Origin of the sequence: Actinoplanes sp. NPDC049668 (assembly GCF_044465445.1) — a bacterium.
Taxonomy (GTDB): Bacteria; Actinomycetota; Actinomycetes; order Mycobacteriales; family Micromonosporaceae; genus Actinoplanes.
The window spans coordinates 485,455-507,115 of sequence record NZ_JBITLR010000002.1 but is presented as its reverse complement, the minus strand read 5'-3'; the positions used below and the strand labels follow the sequence as shown (position 1 = coordinate 507,115).

Sequence of the window (21,661 nt, the reverse complement as noted above, 5' to 3'; positions counted from 1 at the left end):
ACCTCGGTGCCGGCGCGACCTGCTCGTTCACCATGAGCGCGTTCACGCCGCAGGAGCACCGCCGCACGCGGCTCATGGGCACGCACGGCTACCTGGACGGCGACGGCGCGCGGCTGCGGTACGTCGACTTCCGTACCGGTGCCGAGGAGGTCCTCGAGGTCGCCGACGCAAAGTCTTGCCACGCACCGGGTGGTCTGGGCCGCGGAGCGGGCCCGGCTCGAGGGGCGAGTGGTGCGGCTGCGGCCGGACGGTGCGGCCGGCTGAGGCCCCTATGTCCATATTGTTACTGCGGCGATGCGATGTAATTACGCGACAGTTACTGCAAGGTCTTGCAAGGGCCATCCGTCGAGGGTTAGCGTGCGTCCGTCGCCACCCATCGGAAGGCCTCAATGTGGAAATCCTGCTGCTCAGACGTCGTCTGAGCTTCGTCGTCATGCTGGTCCTCGCCGTGCTGCTCCCGGTGGCCTCCGCCGTGCCCGCGCGCGCGGCGAGCGGCGCCGAGCCGACCGCGGCCGCGCTCGCGAGCTGGGGCTTCGACCAGCGGCCCGGGCCGTCCGAGCAGTTCTACTTCGTCCTGCCGGACCGGTTCGCCAACGGCAACCCGGCCAACGACGACGGCGGGCTGCCCGGCGACCGGCTCTCGACCGGCTACGACCCCGCCGACAAGGGCTTCTACCACGGTGGCGACCTGCAGGGCATCATCGACCGGCTGGACTACATCCACGGGCTGGGCACCACCGCCATCTGGCTCGCGCCGGTCTTCAAGAACCGGCCCGTGCAGGGCCGCGGCGCCGACATCTCGGCCGGGTACCACGGCTACTGGATCACCGACTTCACCCAGGTCGACCCGCACTTCGGCACGAACGCCGACCTCGAGCGGCTGGTCAAGCTCGCGCACAAGCGCGGGATGAAGATCTTCCTCGACATCATCGTCAACCACACCGCGGACGTCATCAAGTACGCCGAGGACAAGTACAGCTACATCGACAAGCCGACCTCGCCGTACACCGACGCGCAGGGCCGGCCGTTCGAGGACCGCAACTACGCCGACGGCACCCGGGCCTTCCCGAAGCTCAACGACGCGTCGTACCCGTACACCCCGGTGATCGAGGCGAAGGACGCGCGGGTCAAGTCGCCGTCCTGGCTCAACGACCCGGCGATGTACCACAACCGCGGCGACTCGACCTTCGTCGGCGAGGACAGCGAGTACGGCGACTTCTTCGGCCTCGACGACCTGTTCACCGAGCGCCCCGAGGTCGTCAAGGGCATGACGAAGATCTACGGCGACTGGATCGCGAAGACCGGCATCGACGGCTACCGCCTCGACACGGTCAAGCACACCAACCTGGACTTCTGGCCGCAGTTCGCGGACGGCATCGACGCCGCCGCCCGCAAGGCCGGTAAGAAGGACTTCTTCATGTTCGGCGAGGTGTACAGCGCCGACCAGGAGATCCAGTCGACCTACGTGCGCCGCGGCGGCCTGCCGGCGACCCTCGACTTCTCCTTCCAGGCGGCCGCGAAGTCGTTCACCGCGGACGGCGGCTCGGCGAAGGCGCTCTCCGGCCTCTACGAGGCGGACGACCTCTACACCGCGCCCGACACCGGCGCCGACCGGCTGCCGACCTTCCTCGGCAACCACGACATAGGCCGGATCGGCTCGTTCATCCAGGGCGGCTCCGCCGACCCCGCCACCTACCTGCGCCGCGACCAGCTCGCGCACGAGCTGATGTTCCTGACCCGCGGCCAGCCGGTCGTCTACTCCGGCGACGAGCAGGGCTTCACCGGCCCCGGCGGCGACAAGGACGCCCGGCAGGACATGTTCGCGTCCAAGACGGCCGAGTACCTCGACGACGACCTGATCGGCACCGACCGCACCCACGCGAGCGCCAACTACGAGAGCAACCACCCGATCTACCGGACCATCCGCTCGCTCGCCGACGTGCGCAAGCTGCACCCGGCGCTGGTCGACGGCGTGCAGGTCACCCGGTACGCGGCCGACGGCCCCGGCGTCTTCGCCGCCTCGCGGATCGACCGCCGCACCAACACCGAGTACGTGGTCGCCGCCAACAACGCGACCACCGCGCAGACCGTCACGCTCGACACCTGGACGCCGAACGCCTCCTTCGCGGGCGTCTACGGCGGCGCGGCGCCGGCCGCCACCGGCGCCGACGGCAAGCTGACCGTCCGGGTACCCGCGCTGTCGACCGTGGTGGTCAAGGCCGCGAAGCCGATCGCCGCGGCGGCGGCCGCGCCGACCGTGAAGTTCACCGCGCCCGCGGCCGGCGCGCTCGTGCCGACCCGCGCCGCGCTCACCGCCGAGACCACCGGCGACCCGCTCTCCACGGTCACCTTCGCCGCGCAGGTCGGCAACGGGCCGTGGCGGCCGCTCGGCACCGCCGACCGCGCGCCGTACCGGGTCTACCACGACCTGACCGGCCTGGCCGGCGGCACCGCGGTCAGGTACAAGGCGGTCGTGCGGGACAGCAAGGGCCGCCTCGCGACCACCACGACGCAGATCAAGGTCGGCACGCCGGCGGTCACCGCCGGGCCCGACTACGCGATCGTGCACTACCAGCGTCCCGACGGCGACTACGACGACTGGGGGCTGTACACCTTCGGCGACATCGACCCGTCGGCCGCCACCGAGTGGCCCGCCGGGCAGCCGTTCGACGGCGTGGACGCGTACGGGCGCTTCGCCTGGGTGAAGTTGAAGCCCGGAGCCAAGAACGTCGGGTTCATCGTGGTCGACAAGAACGGCGTGAAGGACGTCGGGCAGGACCGCTTCCTCGACCCCGGGAAGAACCCCGAGATCTGGCTCAAGCAGGGCGACCCGGCGATCGTCACCACCGGGCCGGCCGTCGAGCAGGACCCGAACACGGCGGTCATCCACTACCGGCGCGCCGACAACGACTACGCCGGCTGGGGCATGCACGTCTGGTCCGGCGCGGCGAGCCCGACCGACTGGTCCGCGCCGCTGGCGCCCGCCGCGACCGACGACTACGGCGTGACGTTCCGGGTGCCGCTGGCGGCCGGGGCGACCGGGCTGAACTACATCATTCACAAGGGCGACACCAAGGACCTCCCCGACGACCAGCGGCTCGACTTCTCCGCCGCCGGGCGCGAGACCTGGCTGCTCGCCGGCGTACCGGACCGGCTGCTGCCCGTGGTGCGCAAGGCCGGCGGCGGCGTCGCCGACCTGAGCAAGTCGAACGCCGTCTGGATCGACCGGCAGACGATCGCCTGGAAGACCGGCACCGGCACCACGCTCGAGCCGGTCGGGGCGGGCACCGACGGCCGCGTGTACGACCTGGTCTGGGCGCCCGAAGGTGGCCTGAGCATCCTCGACGGCGAGCTGGCCGGCCCGCACGAGAGCGTCCGGCTCACCGCCCGGCGCAACGGCCTCACCGAGGCGCAGCGCGCGAAGAACCCGCACCTGTGGCAGTACCCGGCGTTCCGCACCGGCGACCTGCCCGGGCTCAAGAACGTGCTGCGCGGCCAGGTCGCGGTCACCGAGCGCGACGCCGAGGGCAAGCTGCTCTCCGCCACCGGCGTGCAGACCGCGGGTGTCCTCGACGACGTCTACGCCGATGCGGCCGGCGAGGACCTCGGCCCGACCTTCGACGGCAAGCGGCCGACGCTCGCCGTCTGGGCGCCCACCGCCCGTACCGTCGCGCTCGAGCTCTTCGACGACCCGGCGGCGACCGCGAAGCAGGTGCCGATGACCCGCGACGCCGACACCGGCGTCTGGTCGGCGACCGGCACCAAGGACTGGAAGGGCAAGTACTACCGGTACCGGGTCACCGCCTGGCAGCCGGCCGCGGGCAAGGTCGTGACGGCGTCGGTGACCGACCCGTACTCGGTCGACCTGTCGGCCGACTCGACGCACAGCCGGATCACCGACCTGACCGACCCGGCGCTCGCCCCGGCGGGCTGGTCCGGGCTGCGCAAGCCGGAGTACACCCCCGCCCGGATCCAGATCTCGGAGCTCAGCGTCCGCGACTTCTCCATCGCCGACGAGACGGTGCCCGCGGCGCAACGCGGCACCTACGGCGCCTTCACCGACCCGCGGACCGCGGGCATGAAGCAGCTGAAGTCCCTCGCCACGGCCGGCACCACCCACGTGCACCTGCTGCCGGTGTTCGACTTCGCCACCATCCCCGAGCGGCGCGCCGACCAGAAGCAGCCGGCCTGCGACCTGGCGAAGCTGCCGCCGGACTCCGACGAGCAGCAGAAGTGCGTCGCGGCGGTCGCCGCGCAGGACGGCTTCAACTGGGGTTACGACCCGCTGCACTACACGACGCCGGAGGGCGGCTACGCCGTCGACCCGGCCGCGCGGACCAAGGAGTTCCGGCAGATGGTCGCCGGGCTCAACGGCACCGGCCTGCGGGCGGTCATGGACGTCGTCTACAACCACACGTCGGCGGCCGGCACCGACCCGCACTCGGTGCTCGACCAGATCGTCCCCGGCTACTACCAGCGCCTGCTGGAGGACGGCACGGTGGCGAACTCGACCTGCTGCGCCAACACCGCGCCGGAGAACACGATGATGGGCAAGCTCGTCGTCGACTCGATCGTCACCTGGGCGAAGGCGTACAAGGTCGACGGCTTCCGCTTCGACCTGATGGGCCACCACCCGAAGGCGAACATCCTGGCCGTGCGGGCCGCGCTCGACAAGCTCACGCTCTCCCGCGACGGCGTCGACGGCAAGAAGATCTACCTGTACGGCGAGGGCTGGAACTTCGGCGAGATCGCGAACGACGCGCGGTTCGAGCAGGCCACCCAGGCCAACATGGCCGGCACCGGCATCGGCACGTTCAACGACCGGCTCCGCGACGCCGTGCGCGGCGGCGGACCGTTCGACGGCAACCCGCGGATTCAGGGCTTCGCGTCCGGCCTGTTCACCGCGCCCAACGGCGACCCGATCAACGGCACGCCCGAGGAGCAGAAGGCCCGGCTGCTGCGCTACCAGGACCAGATCAAGGTGGGCCTGAGCGGCAACCTGGCGGCGTACCGGTTCGTCGGCAGCGCGGGCAAGCCGGTCACCGGCGCGCAGATCGACTACAACGGGTCCCCGGCGGGCTACAACGCCGCGCCGGGCGAGGCGATCACCTACGTCGACGCGCACGACAACGAGATCCTGTACGACGCGTTCGCGTACAAGCTGCCGCAGGCGACGCCGGCGCTGGACCGCGCCAAGCTGCAGTCCGTCGCCCTGGCGACGACGGCGCTCGGCCAGGGCGTTGGCTTCGTCACCGCGGGCAGCGAGCGGCTGCGCTCGAAGTCGCTCGACCGCAACTCGTTCAACTCCGGTGACTGGTTCAACCAGATCCAGTGGGACTGCACCAAGGGCAACGGCTTCGGCCGCGGCCTGCCCCCGGCCGCCGACAACGAGCCCAAGTGGCAGTACGCCAAGCCGCTGCTGGCCGACCCGAAGCTGGTGCCGGGCTGTGACGCGGTGAACCTCGCCGACGCCCGCTACCGGGAGCTGCTGGAGATCCGCAAGTCGTCGCCGGTCTTCGGGCTGCCGACGGCGGCCGAGGTGCAGAAGCGCCTGTCGTTCCCGCTCTCCGGCACGGCCGAGACCCCCGGTGTGATCACGATGCACCTGGACGGCCGCGGCCTGGACCGCCGCTGGAAGTCCGTGACGGTGGTCTTCAACGCCACCCCGGCCGAGGTCGGCCAGACGGTCCCGGCGCTCGCGGGCGCCTCGATCGGCCTGCACCCGGCCCAGCACGAGCCGGCCGGCTTCGACCGGGCCACCGGCACCTTCAGGGTGCCGGCCCGTACGACGGCGGTGTTCGTGCAGAACTGACGGGCCCGCAACGGCCTGCCGGTGGTCACCTCCCGCCCCGATGGTGACCACCGGCAGGCGTACCGTCGTCTGATGCCACAAAGATCTGATCGCCGGCACCGCGTGGTGGTCGTCGGAGCCGGCTTCGGTGGGCTCTTCGCCACGAAGTCCCTGCGCCGCGCACCGGTCGACGTCACCCTGATCAACAGCACCGCCTACCACCTGTTCCAGCCGCTGCTCTACCAGGTGGCGACCGGCATCCTCTCCGAGGGCGAGATCGCCCCGCCGATCCGGGAGATCCTGCGCCGCCAGGACAACGTCGACGTCAAGCTCGGCACGGTCACCGACATCGACGTCGCGGCCAAGACCCTGGCGGTCGAGGCGCCCGGCATCGACTACACCGTCGGCTACGACACCCTGATCGTCGCCGCCGGCGCGTCACAGTCCTACTTCGGCAACGACGCCTACGCCGACCACGCGCCCGGCATGAAGAGCATCGACGACGCGCTGGAGCTGCGCGCCCGCATCTTCGGCGCGTTCGAACTGGCGGACCTGCAGCCCGACCCCGCCGCCGCGGAACGCTGGCTGACCTTCGTCGTCGTCGGCGCCGGCCCGACCGGCGTCGAGATGGCCGGCCAGATCGCCGAACTGGCCCACCGCAACCTGCCCGGCCAGTACCGCCACATCGACCCGCGCCGCGCCCGGATCATCCTGGTCGACGCCCTTCCCGCGGTGCTCAACACCTTCGGCGACCAGCTGTCCACCCGCGCCCTGCGCCGGCTGCACCTGCTCGGCGTCGAGGTCGAGCTGGAGACCCGCGTGGTCGGCGTCGACGCCACCGGCATCGAGGTGGAGACGAAGCGCGGCCGCCTGCGCATCGAATCCATGACCAAGATGTGGGCCGCCGGCGTCGCCGCACCCCCGCTGGCCGCCCGCCTCGCCGAGGCGACCGGCACCGGCACGGACCGCGCGGGCCGCCTGCGGGTGAACCCGGACTGCTCGCTGCCCGGACACCCGGAGATCTTCGCGGTCGGCGACATGATGTCCCTCGACGCCCTGCCCGGCGTCGCCCAGGTCGCGATCCAGAGCGGCCGCTACGTCGCCGACCAGGTCAAACGCCGCCTGGGCGGCCGCGAGCCCGGGCCGGCGTTCAAGTACTTCGACAAGGGCAGCATGGCGACGATCTCCCGCTTCTCGGCGGTGGCGAGCGTCGGCCGGCTGCGGGTGTCGGGCTTCCTCGGCTGGCTGATGTGGCTCGCCGTGCACCTGCTCTACCTGGTCGGCTTCAAGAACCGGGTCACGGCGGTGCTGCACTGGGCGGTCAGCTTCCTGGGCCGGGGGCGCTCGGAACGCGTCTCCACGTTCCAGCAGGCCTTCGCCCGAACCGCGGTCCGCGAATACGGCGACCCCTTCGACCGCCACGCCGCGAACCGGTCCGCCGACCCGTCCTGACCCCCGCGTTGCGGGCGCGGTCCCGTCCGGTTGCCGCCGGGTAGCCGCTCACACGTTCAGCCCGCCGTGACCGGGATCCGGGCTAACGGCGCCCGATCCGGTGCCGATGGTGCCTGCGTACGGGCAGTACGCCGACGTCAAACGGGGGATGGTCGAATGCGGGTTCGGGTAGGCGCGGCATCGGTGCTGATGGCGGCGACGGGGACCGGGATGGTGAGCCTCGCGGCGCCGGCCTCGGCGGCGGCCAAGGACGAAGCCCTGACGCTGATGGTGCCGACCCTGGCCACGATGCTTCCCGGCCAGCAGGGCTGGGTCAGCACCATGTGGCGGGCCGACCAGGACGTCTGCGACGTCCAGGTGACCCTCACCGGCAAGGGGCCGACGGTCGGCTACCCGGCCAGCACCGGTGACTTCTCGTCGTTCTACACCGCCGACACGCTCGCCGCGGGGAACCTGGACTACACCGCGTTCCGCGTCACGGCACCCGCCGCGGCCGCACCCGTCGCGCTGACGCTGAACGTGGACTATCGCGTACTCCCGCCCGGGCAGATCAAGAAGGACGACGACCTCAAGGACAAGAAGGTCGTCTGCAGCGGGCCCAAGGGCAGCGTGAGCCTGCCCGTGACCCTGCCCGTGACGCCGAGCACAGACCCGGCAGTGGTCCTGAAGACGGCACCCGTCCTGATCAAGAAGGACACCCCGACCTGGACCACGATCACCTTCCGGGGCAACAGGCCGAACCTGGACAACTTCCGCGTCACCCTCACCCCGCCGGCCGGGCTGAGCGTCGTCTACCCCGGCGACCGCGACTCCGCGGGCCTCGACGGCGGCTCCACCCTGCCGGTCGGCCAGGACGACTTCGTCCGCGTCCGCCTCGACGCCACCGCCTGGAACCAGCCCGCCGACACCACCGTCCGCGTCCCGGTCAAGGCCACCTACGACGGCGGCAGCTTCACCGGCTCGATCCTGCTCGGCGCCGTCTGACCACCCTGCCCGCCACCCGAACGGAGCCGACCATGCGAGCACGCGCCACCCTCACCCGCACCTTGACCCTCGCCGCGGCCGGCGCCGCGGCGGCGACAGCCCTGCTCGGACTCACCGGCTGCGGCGCACAGACCGAAACCACCGCCGCGGCCCAGGTCGCCCCGGCCCAGGCGGAGGCGACCGCAGAGGCCGCACCGGCCGGCGGACCACAGACGGCCGAGGACACCTTCATCACCGCGACCGCCGCGCACCTGTGCTCCGTGCAGTCCACCGTGTACGACGACCCCGCCGAGATGGCCAAGGCCTACGCGGCCACCCCGGCATACCCGGGGCTCACCAAGACCCAGGTCACCCAGCTGCGGCAGCGCCTCACCGATGACGCCACCTTCGCCGACCGGGTCAGCACCAACCTCCAGACCACCTGCAAGCCCTGATCCACCACCGCCCGCTGTCGCCGGCTCTCCGCCGCCAGGGCGGCGTAGCAGCCGTCGGGGTCGGCCGGCTGATGTGGCTCGCCAGCCGGTACCGCTTCGGGCTGCCCGGATCGGGTTCCTGGCGCAGACGTAACACGATGTCGTCGGCCCATTGGTGCGCCCACGGGATCAGTCCGGCGAGATCCTCGCGGCTCAGGCCGTAGTCGGGGAACCGAGTGTCACGGAGTTCGATCGAGGTAAGGCGGCTTGCCAGGTCGGCGAGGGCAAGCGCGGCTTGGTGGCCTGCTCCGGCACGGTTGGGCTTGGAGTGCATGCGGGCAGTCGGCCAGGTCCTGCCACCCGTGGTCCGGCACCGAGCGCGACCGCAGGCAGAGGAACTCGCGGACCGGAGGGGATTTGAACCCCTGGTGGGGCATGGCACGCCAGCGGCCCCACGCGCCTTCGAGTCGCCCGTGCGTGCCCGGCCAACGACTCTGAGCGATGCATTAACCCGGCTCTGCCACCGGTCCGAACTCAGTATGTCTCAGGCAGGCACACTGAGCAGCCGTATTCTCGACGCCATGAGAGGGTCGGCCTGTTAAGCATTTATTGTGGCGCTCATCTAAACACGCGGCCATTTCATGATCCGTATTCGCCGACGATAAAGTTGGCATGATCGAAAGCGGGTAGGAAAGGAAAAGCGTCAGCCGTTCCGGGACAATGAATACATGCGGACGCGGCAGCTTCAGTTCTTCACCAGCAGCGAGTTGGCCGCCATGCGTGACCGCACCGCATCCCGAAATCACTCCGCCGAGCGCGACGAGTTCCGCCGCGAGCACGAGCGGCACCGCGCATGGGGCTTGACCCAACGCCATGCCCGGCGCCTGCGGCAGCTGCGCGGCCGACACGGTGAACACCCTGCGGCAGGCCCGGCGGGGCGGCGCCCGGAGAGCCCGCAGCCGACCCACCGAGCCGGACCCGTCCACGTCGAACCGACCCGACGCCCGGCGCCGGACCGCACCACCCCGACCCATCGGGATCCGTCGCGGCACCGCAGCCTGCCCGCCGTCGACAACCCCGAACCCCCGGCAAGACCGACCCCACCGAGGCGCACCGGCTCACCGGCCTCGCCGACCAGGCAAAACCTGCGCGGGACGTCTCCGCCGAGCGGAACCGCGCACGTGGCGGGATCTGCACGGGCGTCTCCGTCGGGTGGGATCGTGCACCTGGTGGATCCTGCGCGGACGGCTCCGTCGGGTGAAACCGCGCGCCCTGGTGGAACCTGTGCGGACGTTTCCACCGGACGGGATCACCGATCCGGTGGAACCGACCAAAGTGCATCCGCCGAACGGGGTCGCCGGTCAAATGGAGATCGGACAGGCGCGCTTGCCGGGCGAAACCTCAGGCCAGGTGGGATCAGCCAAGACCTGCCCGCTCGGCGAGACCGATCATCGGATCGGCCTCGCTGGGAGACGCCGACCCCGATTCCCCGGCCTGTCAGACCCACCCGGCCAGGTGGGCCGACTGGGACGGCATGGGCGAGCCGGTGCCGGGATCGCGACCCGAACCGCATTCGGCGACCACCCCCGGAGGAACGCGCCGGCGAAGGGCAGCGGGCCGCCGCCACGCCCACCCGCACCGCACTGGCGAACCGTGGCCGCCCGCGCCGACCTCATCCGCACCAGGATCATCGCGACTGGGTCGGCATCCACGCGCGAACAACAAGCAGCACCCACCGCGAATTGAATCGCGACAACCAACGGCAGAATGCAAGACCTCCGCCAGCCCAGTAATTTCGAACCTGGGATATCGCGGCGAATAGGATGCTCGCTGCATCAGGCATTTCCGGCGGCCCGGCGGATGTGTCATCATCGGCAGGTCCGCACACATTTCGCTCTATTTTGCGGTGGGAGTGGAATTCGCGCGGAGTGACCTGTCGTGTCAGCGTCGGTGGCACTGAAAGCGCGTCGTGATCCGCAAGGGGTGCCGAATCCGGGTGGGCCGGCGAGCACGTGAAGGAGGCCGGCAACGGTGGAAGCCGGGCTCCCCAGCCGGGACAGGCTCGACACCCGGTCGGGGCCGCGGAGTGCCTCCTGATGGTCGAGGTTCGGGTCTGTACAGCGGCACCTACACAGCCCGCCTGCTGCTGTTGGCGATCACGACCGCCCGGTGGCGCGTCCGTGTGCGGCAGCTGCTGTCCAGGCGCTGCACTGCGGGCGCACCTCGGAGGCCGTCATCCGGAAGCCGGGGGAGTAGCCCCGGAAATGCCGACGGTCCCCGTCCGACCCAGGAGGCCGACGGGCGGGGCTATTTCCACGAGTTACCGACGTGGATCGCCGTTCAAGTGGCTTGGGCGGTGGGGTTGTCGCTGGTCGCGTGGTCGGGGTGGTGCGGCGAGCACGGTGATCACCCAGGCGGTGGTTGTCGCTGGTCGCGCGGTCTGGGCGGTGGGGTTGTCGCTGGTCGCGTGGCCGGGGCGGTGCGGCGAGCACGGTGATCACCCAGGCGGTGGTTGTCGCAGGTCGCGCGGCCTGGGTGGTGTGGTTCCGCTGGTTATGCGGCCGGGGTGGCGGCTGCGGCCGGGCATGTGGCCTGGGTGGTGTGGTTCCGCTGGCCACGCGGCCTGGGGTCGAGGCTGCGGCTGCGGCTGCGGCTGCGGCTGCGGCTGCGGCTGCGGCTGCGGGTGTGGGCTGGGTGGTGTGGGTGCTGCCGGTCAGGCGGCCAGTGCGGCGTAGTTGCCGCCGGCCGAGAGGAGGGTGGCGTGGTCGCCGGACTCGAGGACGCGGCCGTGCTCGACCACCGCGATCTGGTCGGCGTCGCGGATTGTGGAGAGGCGGTGGGCGATGGTGACCGTGGTGCGGCCGCGGGAGAGTTCGTCGAAGGCGTGCTGGACGGCGCGTTCGGTCACGGTGTCGAGGGCGCTGGTGGCCTCGTCCAGGACCAGGATCCGCGGGTCGCGCAGCAGGGTTCGGGCGATCGCGATGCGTTGTTTCTCGCCGCCGGAGAAGCGGTGTCCGCGGGAGCCGACGACCGTGTCGTAGCCCTCGGGCAGGGCCGCGATCAGGTCGTGGATGTGTGCGGCCCGCGCGGCCTGTTCGATCTGTTCGTCGGTCGCGTCGGGGCGGGCGTAGCGCAGGTTCTCCCGGACCGTCGTGTGCAGCAGGTAGGTCTCCTGGCTGACCACGCCGACGATGTCGGCCAGGTCGGCCAGGCGCAGGTCGCGGATGTCGATTCCGTCGACGGTGATGCGGCCGGCGGCCGGGTCGTACAGGCGGGCGATCAGGGCGGCGATGGTGCTCTTGCCGGAGCCGGTCGCGCCGACCAGGGCGAGCGAGGTGCCGGCCGGGACGTCCAGGGTGACGCCGGTGACCGCGGCGGTGGCGCTGCCGGGGTACGCGAACGTGACGTCCTCGAAGCGCAGGTGGCCGCGGACCGGCCGGTCCAGGCGTACCGGCTCGGCGGGGTCGTCCACCTCGACCGGCAGGTCCAGGTATTCGAAGATGCGCGCGAACAGGGCGAGCGAGCTGGTCAGCGACACGCCGACGCCCAGCAGGCCCATCAGCGGCCGGAACAGGCCGGCCTGCAGGCCGGTGAACGCGACCAGGGTGCCGATGCTGAGCGTGCCGGCGGTCATCGGCAGGCCGGCGCTGAGGTAGATGAGCGCGGGGATGGCGGCGAAGATGATGCTCATCGCGGCCATCCGCCAGCGGCCGGCCAGCTCGGAGCGCAGCTCCAGGTCGATGAGCCGGGTCGACGATGCGGTGAAGCGTTCGACCAGCGCGGGGCCGGTGCCCATGGTCTTGCTCAGCTGCACGCCGCTGATCGACAGTCCCTCCTCGACGATCACGTTGAGGTCGGCGAGCTCGCGCTGGCGCCGCGCGGTGATCTCCCGGCGCATCCGCGCGACGCGGCGGGTCAGGTGGATCGCCGGCGGGAGCACGATCAGCGAGACGAGGGAGAGCTGCCAGGACAGGGCGGCCATGGCGACCGCGGTGGCGACGGCGGTGGTGAGGTTGGCGGCGATCGAGGTCGCGGTCGAGGTGACCACCGACTGCATGCCGCCGATGTCGTTGGTGATCCGCGACTGGACCTCGCCGGTCCGGGTCCGGGTGAAGAACGCCACGGACTGGCGGTGCAGGTGCGCGAAGACCTCGGTGCGCAGCCGGTGCATGACCCGCTGGCCGACGGTGGTGGAGATCCAGGTCTGCACGACGCCGAGCGCGGAGGTCACGGCGGCGACGGCGACCATGCCGGCGACCAGCCAGGCCAGCAGCGTCAGGTCCTGCGTGGGCAGCGCGCGGTCGATGATCTCGCGGAGCAGGAACGGCGCGGCCATGGCGAGCACGGAGGAGGCCACGATGATCGCGGTGACGAGTGCGAGCTGCGGGCGGTGCGCGGCGAAGAGCCCGCCGATGCGGCGCAGCGAGACCTCGCCGGCCTGCTTCCTCTCGGCGGCGGTGACGGTGTGTGCGCGGCCGCGGCGGCCGCCTTCCGCGGGTGGTGATTCCAAGAGCGACTACCTTCTTCCGGTACGGTGATTAGCTGAGGTTACCTCAACATGAGGGAACAACCGCAATCGCTGGTACGGTATTCCGGTGGACCGAACCGCCGACGACGACAGCCTGTCCGAGCTGTTCTGGTCCGTCGCCCGAAACCTGCGCCATCTCAACCGCGAGACCCTCGGCCCGCTGAACGTCTCGCCGTCGCACGGCCGGGCGCTCAGCGTCCTGTGGCGCCACGGCCCGATGCGCCCGGGCGCGCTCGCCGAGCACCTGCGGATCGCGCCCCGCTCGGCCACCGAGGTCGTCGACGACCTGCAGGAGCGCGGCCTGGTCGTCCGCGCGCCCGACCCGGCCGACCGGCGCGCGACCCTGCTGACCCTCACCGAGGCGGGCACCGCCACCGGCGCGGCGATCAAGGCGGCCCGGCAGGCCGCGGCGGAGCGCTTCTTCGCCGGCCTCAGCGGCGGCGACCGCACCGAGCTGGCCCGCATCCTGCGCGAACTGCGCGACTAGACGCCGCCCGGCGATCACGGAAAGTAGTCGCCAAGCGGCTTCGTGGGTGGTATGGCCAGTTATGACCATCGGAATCGCTATTCAACGATTTGATGACTAATTGTGACGCTATAACTGCGTTCGGCATGGATGAAACGGCACCTGTGTCGCGTGAAGCGGCGGCTGTTACGGGAGAAGCTCATGTTTGGACGTCATCAAGTCCGCCGCCGGGCGGCCTGGGTCGGGGCCGTGTTGCTGGCGGTCACGAGCGCGGCCGCGGCCGCGGTCGGAGCACCCGCCCCCGCACTGGCCGCGACTGAACCGTGGACCTGTGACCAGTTCGGTTACCTGTTCCAGAGCCCGAACGGGACGACCAGCACCCCGCACCACGTCCAGCAGGTCAACCTCGCCACCGGCGCCGTCGCCACCGGTTCAGGTAAGACGACGCGCGCCGTGAACGGAGTCGGCTACAACACCCTCGACGACTACTTCTACGGCTGGGACCAGCAGACCGACCAGCTGACGCGGATCCACAAAGACGGAACCATGTTCGGGCTGGGCCGGCCCACCGGTTTCCCGGTCACCGCCATCAACGTCGGCGACTTCGACCCGTCCGGGCACCTGTGGCAGATGAACTCCAATGCCACCCCGGCGCTGTGGTTCGAGGTCGACCTGGCACCCGGGGCGTCCACCCCTCCCGCGTTGGTCGCCAAGGGCACGATCGCCCGCCTGCCCGGGCTGTACCTGCCCTCGGACTGGTCCTACGTCGCCGGCGCGCTGTTCGGGGTCGCCGAGACCACCTCGGGCAGCGGCAACGCCCACCTGCTCCGCTTCGACCGGACCTCGCATGTCATGTCGGACCTGGGTGCGATCGCCGGCGTGCCGTCGGAGGTGAAGAACCAGAGGTCCGCGTACGGCGCCACCTACGCCGACGCCAGCGGCTTCCTGTACGCCTCGAACAACGAGAGCGGCTTCATCTACCGCATCGACCCGGGTACCCGCGCCGCGATCCTGGTCTCCAAGGGACCCACCTCGTCCGGCAACGACGGCGCGCGGTGCTTCCTGGACCGGATTCCCACGGTCACGCTCACCAAGTCGGTGCCCGCGCGCCTGCGGGCGAGTGACCAGTTCACCGTGAGCCTGCTCGACAGCGGCGGCGACCCCGTCACCTCGGCCACCACCGCGGGCGGCGCCACCACGGCGAGCACCACCAACTGGCCGGTCGACGACAACGGCACCTACACCATCACCGACGCGATGGCCGAAGGTTCGGCGTCGGACCTGGCCGACTACGACTCCACGATCACGTGCACCGACACCACCACCGGCGCCCCGGTCACCCCCGGCGGCGGCGCCGGGAGCTGGACGCTGCCGATCACCACCACCCATGACTACGCCTGCACGGTGACCAACACCGCGATGGCGCAGCCGGCGATCACGATCAAGAAGTCCGCCGCACCGTTGGGTCAGTCGACCTTCGTCGACGGCCAGACCATCACGTACACCTTCGTGGCGACCAACTCCGGGAACGTCCCGCTGACCAACGTCGGCATCCGCGAAACGGACTTCACCGGTTCGGGCGCCATCTCCGCCATCGCCTGCGACGCGAAGGCCGCCCTGCTCGCACCCACGGAGCAGACCGTGTGCACCGCCACGTACACCCTCACGGGCGCCGACGTGGGCAAACTCTCCGTCGAGAACACGGCCGTCGCGACCGGCACCCCGCCGGATTCGCTGGTCCCGGTGGAATCGCCGCCCTCCACCGTGGTCATTCCGAGCCTGAGGGTGGCCCGCCTGTCGCTGGAGAAGAGCGCGGATCCGGTCCTGATCACCGCCGCCGGGCAGCAGGTCGCCTACTCCTACGCGGTCACCAACACCGGCAACGTACCCGTCAGCGGGGTGAACATCTCCGAGACCGGCTTCGACGGCGCCGGAGACCTGTCGTCGATCAGGTGCCCGGCCGAGGCCGCCTCGCTGGCGCCCGGCATCACCGTGACCTGCACCGCGACGTACACGGTGACCCAGGCCGACATGGACGACCCGCAGCCGATCATCACCAACGAGGCCCGGGCCGCCGGCACCGATCCCGGTGGTCTGCCCGTGACCTCCAACGAGGACTCCGCCCCGGTCGACCTCAGCCAGGAGCCGTCGCTGGAGCTGACCAAGACGGTCACACCCGCCACGGTCGACGCGGCCGGGCAGACCGTGACCTACACCTTCACGGCCGTCAACAGCGGCAACGTGACCCTGACCGGCGCCGCCGTGCGGGACGTCGAGTTCAGCGGCACCGGCACCTTGGCGAACCCGCCCTGCGCGCTGAGCCCGACGACGCTCGCGCCGGGCGCCAGGGCCACCTGCACCGCCAGGTACGCGGTCACCCAGGCCGACATCAACGCCGGTCATGTGTCCAACGTGGCCACCGCCACCGGCATCGCGCCGGACGGGTCGACGACCACCTCTCCCGAGGCCCCGGCGACCGTCGGCGTCACCACCCGCCTGGCCCTCGCCCTGGTCAAGGACGCCGATCCGGATGTCTACGACACCGCCGGCGACCGGATCACCTACACCTTCCAGATCACCAACAACAGCAGCGTGGCGGTGACCCTCTCCTCGATCGACGAGACCACGTTCACCGGCACCGGCAGGCTCTCCACGCCGACCTGCCGGCCCACCGCGCTCACCGCGCCGCTGGCACCGTCGGAGTCCATCACCTGCACCGCGACGTACACGGTGACCCAGGCCGACGTGGACCGCGAAACCATCCGGAACACCGCGGTCGCGGTCGGCACGGCGGCCGACGGTGGCGGCAGCGTCGTCTCCAACCCGGCGTCCGCCGTCGTGACGGTCCCGGGCGTGACACCCACCGGGTTGCCCCACCTGGACCTGACCAAGAGCGTCGCCCCCGACGCCGTGGACACGGTCGGGGAGCGGATCACCTACACGTACCTCATCGACAACACCGGCGGCGTCCCACTGTCCGACCTGACCCTGGACGAGACGTCCTTCACCGGGACCGGCACGCTCGGCGCGCCGAGCTGCGCACCCGTGGCGCTCGCCGGACCGCTGGCCCCCGGCACCGCGACGACCTGCACCGTCACCTACGACGTGACCCAGGAGGACCTCGACCGGGGCGTGATCAGCAACGTCGCGACGGCGAGCGGAAAGACCCCCGGCGGCGGCACGGTCACGTCGCCACCCAGCGACACCGAGGTGATCACCAACAGCGGGGGCGCCGCGGGCACGCCCGCCATCGAGGTGGTCAAGAGCGGCTCACCGACCTCTCCCGCACGGTTCGTCGAGGGCCAGACGGTGACCTTCACCTATCTGGTGACGAACGTGGGTGATGTCACCCTCACCGACGTCGCCGTCCGCGAGACGGTGTTCACCGGCTCCGGTCCGGTGCCGGTGGTGAGCTGCCCGCCCGCGGCCGCGTCGCTGGAGCCCGGTGCCGAGGTCAGCTGCACCGCCACGTACCGGCTCACCGCGGCCGACGTCCGCGCGGGCAGGCTCAAGGACACCGCGGTCGCGATCGGGACTCCGGAGGACGGGGACACGCCGATCACCTCGGCGCCGTCCACCCTGACCATCCCGGGTGCCCCCGACGGCCCGGTGAAACAGGGCCTGCCGGTGACCGGAGACGACCTGTCGGTCAGCCTGCTCGTCGGCCAGGCCCTGATCCTCGGCGGGCTCGGCCTGATCGTGGCGACCCGCCGGCGGCGACTGCGCCGGGCGTGAGAGACGTGCCGTCATGCGGCCGCATCGGTGATGCGGCCGCCTGGCGCCGGCCGTCTCGCCGATCGGTCGTCATTCTCGAACTGCTCAAGCCCTGCCGCGGTACGCCGATGTCTTCCTCGTATCTTCACGAGGGGGTCTGCGCATGCGGCGAGCACGTCGGTACGTCCGGGGTGCGCTGTGGGTCGCCGCGGTCGTCGGCGTGCTGGCCTCGTTGGCCCGCCCGCACGGCGTCCGGAGTCCGCAGGAGGCGCTGGCGGACTATCTGGTCGTCCTGGCGCCCGGCACGGACCCGGCCGAGGTGCCCACCACGGCTGACGCGCTGGCCCGGCGGTTCGGCGGGGTCGTGCACGAGATGTACACCAGCGGCCTGCTCGGCTTCGCCACCCGGATGTCGCCGTCCGCGGCCGCCCGGCTCGGCACCGACCCTGCCGTGGCGTACGTCACCGACGACGGGGAGGTGTCCGCGTCGACCACCGCCAGGACGCCTCCGTCGTGGGGGCTGGACCGCGTCGACCAGCGCGGAAAGCGCCTGTCCGGCGCCTACACCTATCCCTCCACCGGCGGCGCCGGGGTGACCGTCTACGTGCTGGACAGCGGCATCCGCATCGGCCACAGCGACTTCGGCGCCAGGGCCAGGTACGGCTGGGACTTCATCGGCGGTGACGCGAAGGCCGACGACTGCAACGGCCACGGCACCCACGTCGCCGGCACGGTCGGCGGCACCCGGTACGGCGTGGCCAGGCGGGTCCGGCTCGTCGCCGTGCGGGTGCTGGACTGCAAGGGCAAGGGCAGCTACGCCAAGATGATCGCCGGGATCGACTGGATCATCGCGCACGCGGCCGGCCCGGCCGTGGTGAACATGAGCATCGACGGCCCGCCGTCCCGGGTGCTCGATGACGCGGTGAAGCGGGCGGTCGCCGCCGGTATCACCTTCGTGGTCGCCGCCGGGAACAAGTCCCGCGACGCCTGCGACTTCTCGCCGGCCCGCGAGCCGTCCGCCCTGACCGTCGCCGCCACCGACCGCGGCGACCGGCGCGCCGGGTTCTCCAACTACGGCCGGTGCGTGGACCTGTTCGCGCCGGGCCTCGCGATCACCTCGGACTGGAAGTCGAGCGACAAGGCCCACCAGGTGATGTCCGGTACCTCGATGGCGGCACCGCACGTGGCCGGCGCGGCCGCGCTGCTGCTGGCAGCACACCGCACCTGGAAGCCGAGTTCGGTGCGGGTGGCGCTGCTGCGCGCCGCCTCCCACGGCAAGGTCACCTCGGCCGGCCGTGGGTCGCCGAACCTGATCGTGTGCACCTGCCGCTGACGCCCGCCGCCCGGCGCGGCGGCCCGCCGCGGGAGTTGTCTCCGTCACTTTCCTGACCGATCGGACAGGATCTGACCGATCGGTCAGGCATGCTGAAGCGCATGCCCCGCAGGAGTACCCGTGACGAGATCCTCGTCGTCGCCGCCGCGCAGTTCGCCCACGTCGGGTTCAAGGGCGCCTCGCTGCAGGAGATCGCCGCCGAGGTCGGCTGCTCCAAGGCCACGCTGCTCTACCACTTCGCCGGCAAGGACGCGATCCTCGCCGCCCTGATCGGCCCGGCCGCGCAGGAACTCGCCGCCCTCGACGCGCGGCTCGCCGCCCTCGACGGACCCGAGCTCCAGGTGGCGGCCATCGAGGGCTTCGTGGACCTGGTGCTGCGATACCGCCAGGAGGCGGCCCTCATCTACGGCGACGCGGCGCGGTTCCTGCGGGAGCCCGCGTTCGCGTTCCTGCGCCCGCACATCGACAACCTGTGCGCCGCGCTCGCCGGCCGGTCGCCGGAACCGGCGGACTGTCTCGCCGCGGAGGTGCTGCTCGGCGGCATCGCCGGAGTCGTCATCGACAAGGCCGGGGAGGACCTGCGCGAGGCGCTCGTCGCCGTGGCCAAGCGTGCCCTGATCACCCCTCACGACAAGGACTGAGAATGGCAACCCTGCTGTACCGACTCGGCCGGGCCTCGTTCCGGCGACGCAAGCTCGTGGTCGTCCTGTGGCTGGTGCTGCTGGCCGCGCTCGGCGGCGCGGCGCTGGCCTTCAAGGGCCCGACGGCGAGCAACTTCACCATGCCCGGCACCGAGTCGCAGCGCGCCATCGACGCCCTGCAGCGGGAGTTCCCGGAGGCCAGCGGCGCGACCGGCACCATCGTCGTGGCCGCGCCGCAGGGCGCGACGCTCGCCGACCCGAAGCTCACGGCGGCGGTGCAGGGCCTGGTCAAGGAGGCCTCGGGGCTGCCGGGCGCGCTCGGCGCCGTCGACCCGTACGCGGTGAAGGCCCTGTCCCAGGACGGCCGGCACGCGCTGATCCAGGTGCAGTTCGCCGAGCGCGCGGACGCCGTCACCAAGGAGCAGCGCGCCGCGTACGAGGCGAGCGGCGCCGCCGCGGAGGCGGCCGGCCTGCGGGTGGAGCACGGCGGCGAGGTGATGAACTCCGAGCCCGAGGTCGGCGGCACCGAGGGCATCGGCGTCCTCATCGCCCTGGTCGTCCTGGTCGTCACGTTCGGCTCGCTGGTGGCCGCGGGGATGACCATGCTCAACGCGCTGATCGGCGTCGGCGCCGGCATGGCCGGCCTCTTCGCGCTCAGCGGCGTCGTCGACCTCACCAGCACCGCTCCGGTGCTGGCGCTGATGCTCGGCCTCGCGGTCGGCATCGACTACTCGCTGTTCATCACGTCGCGGCACCGGCAGAACCTGCTCGACGGCCTCGAGCCGCAGGAGGCGGCGGCCCGCGCGGTCGGCACGGCGGGTTCCGCGGTCGTCTTCGCGGGCGTCACCGTCGTCATCGCCCTCGCCGGGCTCGCCGTGGTCGGCATCCCGTTCCTCACCGTCATGGGCCTGGCCGCGGCCGGCACCGTGGCGGTCGCGGTGCTGGTCGCGATCACGCTGCTGCCCGCGTTCCTCGGCTTCGCCGGCGCGCTGGTGCTGCCGCGCAAGCTGCGCTCGAGCGCGGACCGGCCGGCGCCGGACGCCGCGGGGGAGACCTTCGGCTTCCGCTGGGCGCGGATCGTGACCCGGCTGCGGGTACCGGTGATCCTGGTCGGTGTCCTGACCCTCGGCGCCCTGGCGTTGCCGGCCGCGGACATGCGGGTGGCGCTGCCGGACGCGACCGCGGCGCCGGCCGGCACGGCGGCCCGCGAGGCCGCCGACCTGATCACCTCGGGCTTCGGCCCGGGCTTCAACGGCCGTCTCGCGCTGGTCGTCTCGAGCGACTCGCCGGAGCGGACCGGCGCGGCCGTCCAGCAGGTCACCCAGGTGCTGCAGGGCACCCCGAACCTGCTCGCGGTCACCCCGCCGAACCTGAGCCGCGACAAGCTCACGGCCCTGCTGGCGGTCATCCCGACCACCGGACCGCTCGACGCGGCCACCGAGGACCTGGTGCACGAGGTGCGCCACCGGGTGGCCGGGGTGAGCGGCGCGGACGTGGCCCTGACCGGGCAGACCGCGGTCGGCATCGACGTGTCGGAGAAGCTGTCCGACGCGATGCCGGTCTACCTGCTGCTGGTGGTCGGGCTCTCGGTGCTGCTGCTGATGCTGGTGTTCCGCTCGGTGCTGGTGCCGGTCAAGGCCGCGCTCGGCTTCCTGCTGACCGTCGGCGCGACCTTCGGGATCACGGTGCTGGTGTTCCAGCAGGGGCACCTGAGCGAGCTGGTCGGCCTGGACACCCCGGGCCCGCTGATCAGCTTCCTGCCGATCCTGCTGATCGGCATCCTGTTCGGCCTCGCGATGGACTACGAGGTGTTCCTGGTGTCGCGGATGCGCGAGGACTTCGTGCACGGCGCGGACGCGCAGGAGGCCACGATCAGCGGCATGGGCCACGGCGCCCGGGTGGTCACCGCCGCCGCGCTGATCATGACGTCGGTCTTCGCCGGCTTCATCCTGCTCGACGACCCGGTGATCAAGTCGATGGGCTTCGCGCTGGCGGTCGGCGTCGCGATCGACGCGTTTGTTGTCCGCATGACAATAGTCCCGGCGGTCATCTCACTGCTCGGGAAGGCGGCCTGGTGGCTGCCGCGGTGGCTGAACCGGGCCCTGCCGAACGTCGACATCGAGGGCGAGCGGCTCCGCGATCAACTGGATGACCAGCGGGAACGCGAACCAGCGGCGGTCTGAACCCAGAGCAGAACCACCCGAGCCGGGGGGGGGGGGGGGGCCCCCCCCCCCGGGGGGGGGGGGGGGGGCCCGGCCCGGGGTGCAAAAAAAAAAAGGAAAAAAAAAAGCCACGAGCGTGGGGGCGTCGGGGACAACAACAAAAAAAAGCCACGAACC

The 21,661-nt window shown here is 71.4% G+C and carries 10 protein-coding genes and 1 pseudogene; 9 read left to right on the top strand and 2 right to left on the bottom strand.

Features of this window, described 5'->3' with window-relative positions:
• Nucleotides 1-433 precede the first annotated feature (433 nt).
• From pulA to ACIBSW_RS09290, 4 genes are all read left to right on the top strand, one after another.
• Nucleotides 434-5,812, top strand: coding sequence for a pullulanase-type alpha-1,6-glucosidase (gene pulA, locus ACIBSW_RS09305; protein WP_354727237.1), 5,379 nt, complete (start codon nt 434-436; stop codon nt 5,810-5,812).
• 72 nt (nt 5,813-5,884) lie between these two features.
• Entirely contained in the window at nt 5,885-7,243 is a 1,359-nt protein-coding gene (locus tag ACIBSW_RS09300) for an NAD(P)/FAD-dependent oxidoreductase (RefSeq protein WP_354727220.1), read from the top strand.
• 156 nt (nt 7,244-7,399) lie between these two features.
• Nucleotides 7,400-8,227, top strand: a complete 828-nt coding sequence (locus ACIBSW_RS09295) for a hypothetical protein (RefSeq protein WP_354727222.1) — start codon at nt 7,400-7,402, stop codon at nt 8,225-8,227.
• Between the two features lie 32 nt (nt 8,228-8,259).
• A complete protein-coding gene (locus tag ACIBSW_RS09290; protein WP_354727224.1) occupies nt 8,260-8,661 on the top strand; it encodes a hypothetical protein in 402 nt (133 codons plus the stop codon).
• A 381-nt stretch (nt 8,662-9,042) separates the two neighbouring features.
• Here ACIBSW_RS09290 and ACIBSW_RS09285 read toward each other — a convergent pair.
• Both ACIBSW_RS09285 and ACIBSW_RS09280 read right to left on the bottom strand, forming a co-directional pair.
• Nucleotides 9,043-9,170, bottom strand: a pseudogene (locus tag ACIBSW_RS09285).
• Between the two features lie 2,183 nt (nt 9,171-11,353).
• Nucleotides 11,354-13,150: an ABC transporter ATP-binding protein gene (locus ACIBSW_RS09280; protein WP_354727226.1), complete on the bottom strand. Its 1,797-nt coding sequence runs from the start codon at nt 13,148-13,150 to the stop codon at nt 11,354-11,356.
• Between the two features lie 85 nt (nt 13,151-13,235).
• Between ACIBSW_RS09280 and ACIBSW_RS09275 the strand changes: the two genes are divergently transcribed.
• From ACIBSW_RS09275 to ACIBSW_RS09255, 5 genes are all read left to right on the top strand, one after another.
• Nucleotides 13,236-13,655 (top strand): MarR family transcriptional regulator, encoded by a 420-nt coding sequence (locus ACIBSW_RS09275; protein ID WP_354727228.1) that lies wholly within the window; start codon nt 13,236-13,238, stop codon nt 13,653-13,655.
• Nucleotides 13,656-13,883: 228 nt separating this feature from the next.
• Nucleotides 13,884-17,369: a DUF6923 family protein gene (locus ACIBSW_RS09270; protein ID WP_354727230.1), complete on the top strand. Its 3,486-nt coding sequence runs from the start codon at nt 13,884-13,886 to the stop codon at nt 17,367-17,369.
• 142 nt (nt 17,370-17,511) lie between these two features.
• Nucleotides 17,512-18,681 (top strand): S8 family serine peptidase, encoded by a 1,170-nt coding sequence (locus tag ACIBSW_RS09265; RefSeq protein ID WP_354727232.1) that lies wholly within the window; start codon nt 17,512-17,514, stop codon nt 18,679-18,681.
• A 101-nt stretch (nt 18,682-18,782) separates the two neighbouring features.
• Nucleotides 18,783-19,322, top strand: a complete 540-nt coding sequence (locus tag ACIBSW_RS09260) for a TetR/AcrR family transcriptional regulator (protein ID WP_354727234.1) — start codon at nt 18,783-18,785, stop codon at nt 19,320-19,322.
• A 2-nt stretch (nt 19,323-19,324) separates the two neighbouring features.
• Entirely contained in the window at nt 19,325-21,505 is a 2,181-nt protein-coding gene (locus tag ACIBSW_RS09255; RefSeq protein ID WP_354727236.1) for an MMPL family transporter, read from the top strand.
• Nucleotides 21,506-21,661: the final 156 nt, after the last annotated feature.

Excerpts from the sequence above, each read along its gene's own strand:
- ACIBSW_RS09265 (WP_354727232.1), top strand. The coding sequence starts at position 17,512 with ATGCGGCGAGCACGTCGGTACGTCCGGGGTGCGCTGTGGGTCGCCGCG.
- ACIBSW_RS09260 (WP_354727234.1), top strand. The coding sequence starts at position 18,783 with ATGCCCCGCAGGAGTACCCGTGACGAGATCCTCGTCGTCGCCGCCGCG.
- ACIBSW_RS09255 (WP_354727236.1), top strand. The coding sequence starts at position 19,325 with ATGGCAACCCTGCTGTACCGACTCGGCCGGGCCTCGTTCCGGCGACGC.
- pulA (WP_354727237.1), top strand. The coding sequence starts at position 434 with ATGCTGGTCCTCGCCGTGCTGCTCCCGGTGGCCTCCGCCGTGCCCGCG.
- ACIBSW_RS09300 (WP_354727220.1), top strand. The coding sequence starts at position 5,885 with ATGCCACAAAGATCTGATCGCCGGCACCGCGTGGTGGTCGTCGGAGCC.
- ACIBSW_RS09290 (WP_354727224.1), top strand. The coding sequence starts at position 8,260 with ATGCGAGCACGCGCCACCCTCACCCGCACCTTGACCCTCGCCGCGGCC.
- ACIBSW_RS09295 (WP_354727222.1), top strand. The coding sequence starts at position 7,400 with ATGCGGGTTCGGGTAGGCGCGGCATCGGTGCTGATGGCGGCGACGGGG.